The organism is Simplicispira sp., from assembly GCF_028687295.1.
In the GTDB taxonomy this organism is placed as follows: domain Bacteria; phylum Pseudomonadota; class Gammaproteobacteria; order Burkholderiales; family Burkholderiaceae_C; genus Simplicispira; species Simplicispira metamorpha.
The window spans coordinates 1-2,005 of the sequence record NZ_JAQUAL010000099.1 but is presented as its reverse complement, the minus strand read 5'-3'; the positions used below and the strand labels follow the sequence as shown (position 1 = coordinate 2,005).

The window sequence follows — 2,005 nt, the reverse complement described above, 5'->3', positions numbered from 1 at the left end:
GATGTGTAGCGTTCGCGGGTCATGAGCAGGGCATTGGGACGGTGACCGTGCTCGGCCATCAACACCATGAGCCGTTTGGCAACGATGCTTGCAATGCGCTTGCCCAAACCAATATCGGTCATCAGTTCGCTGCGTGTGCGGCTTCCTGTGAAGCGCAGCAGCTTGTCCCAGATGGGTTGGTTGTCGTTGTTGGTGGGGGGGAGCTGCTCCAGGCCCTCGGCACGCAACGCTTGTGCCAACAATTTTTCTCCCAGACCTTCTGACTCGCTGTGGGCCAGTGTTTTGAGATAGTTACGTATTTTTGAGCGTGCCCTGCCGGTGCGTACGAAACCGAGCCAGGCAGGATTGGGTGTCGCAGCAGGTGTTGTGATGATTTCAACGACATCACCATTCTTGAGTTCCGTACGCAGCGGTACTTGCTCATTGTTGATTTTTGCTGCGGCCGTACTGTTGCCAATATTGCTGTGGATGGCATAAGCGAAGTCCACGACCGTAGCGCCGCGTGGCAGCGCCATGATCTGGCTTTTCGGGGTGAATACGTAAACGGCATCCGGGAAGAGATCCACCTTGACGTGATCCCAGAATTCCGCAGCATCACGGGTCTCGTTCTGAATGTCCAGTAGCGACTGTAGCCATTTGGTGCCCAACCGTTCTGCCGCTTTGCCTTCGGTGTCTTGTGCCTTGTACAGCCAGTGTGCTGCCACACCGGCTTCCGCAATGATGTGCATCTCTTCCGTGCGCATCTGGAATTCGATATTCACGCCCGATGGCCCCACCAAGGTGGTGTGCAAAGACTGATAGCCGTTGAGCTTGGCAATGGCAATATGGTCTTTGAACTTGCCAGGCACCGGTTTGTACATTTGGTGCAGGATGCCGAGCGCGGTGTAGCAATCGGTCACGGTGGGAACGATGACACGGAAACCATAAATGTCAGTCACCTGGGCAAAGCTCAGATGTTTCTGTTCCATCTTCTGGTAGATGGCGTAAAGCGTTTTCTCCCTGCCTGCAAGGCGCACTTTCATGCCCATCTTGGCAAAAACGTTGTCCACGTCGAGCTGCACTTTTTGCACCAGGTCACGCCGTCGGTTGCGCGATTTCTGGATGGCTTTGCTCAGGGTGGCATGGCGCCACGGATGCAGGTGGCGAAAAGACAGATCCTGCAATTCCCGGTAGGTCTGGTTGAGTCCGAGCCGGTGAGCGATGGGCGCGTAGATTTCCAGTGTTTCCGATGAGATGCGCCCCCATTTGCTGCGGGGCATGTCCGCAAGCGTGCGCATGTTATGGGTACGATCCGCCAACTTGATAAGAATGACGCGCACATCGCGGGCCATGGCCAGCAACATTTTGCGAAACGACTCTGCCTGGTTTTCTTCCCGGGTGTCAAATTGCAGCTTGTCCAGCTTGGTCAGTCCATCCACCAGCTCTGCTACGGGCGAGCCGAACCGGTCAATCAGATCGGATTTGGTGACGCCGCAGTCCTCCATTGCATCATGTAAGAGCGCTGCCATGAGTGCCTGGGCGTCCAGCTTCCAGGTGGCGCACTGTGCTGCCACCGCGATGGGGTGGGTGATGTAGGGTTCGTCGCTGTTGCGCAGTTGCCCCAGGTGGGCAGCGTCAGCATAACGATAGGCCTGCCGTACCAGTTCGATGCTGGGTGCATCCAGATAGTCGAGGCTGTCTGTGAGTGCCGCAAAGCTGGCTGCGGCTGCATTGGCCGCAGCAGCTCCCGCGCTGCTTGGATGGGCGCTCGCACCGGGAGAGCCATGGGGAGGGGACTTTTTCAACACCGCGTTCATGCCTTAAATGTAGCGCTGCTGGCAAAGATAGTGGGAAACCATCAAAAAAGCACCGTCAGGCGGTGCTTTGTATGGATTGGGTGGTGGCTTGGGATCAGCCTGGAACCTTTTTCAGCATTTCCAGACCGACTTTGCCTGCGGCAATTTCGCGCAGTGCAGTCACTGCGGGCTTGTTTTTGCTCTCGATGCGGGGGGCGTGGCCTTGGCTG

At 56.7% G+C, this 2,005-nt stretch carries 2 protein-coding genes; both read right to left on the bottom strand.

Features of this window, described 5'->3' with window-relative positions; genetic code table 11:
• A partial coding sequence (locus tag PHX69_RS11295; protein ID WP_288043782.1) for a RelA/SpoT family protein occupies positions 1-1,796 on the bottom strand: 1,796 nt, incomplete at its 3' end.
• A gap of 94 nt (positions 1,797-1,890) precedes the next feature.
• A partial coding sequence (locus PHX69_RS11290) for a DNA-directed RNA polymerase subunit omega (RefSeq protein WP_288043787.1) occupies positions 1,891-2,005 on the bottom strand: 115 nt, incomplete at its 5' end.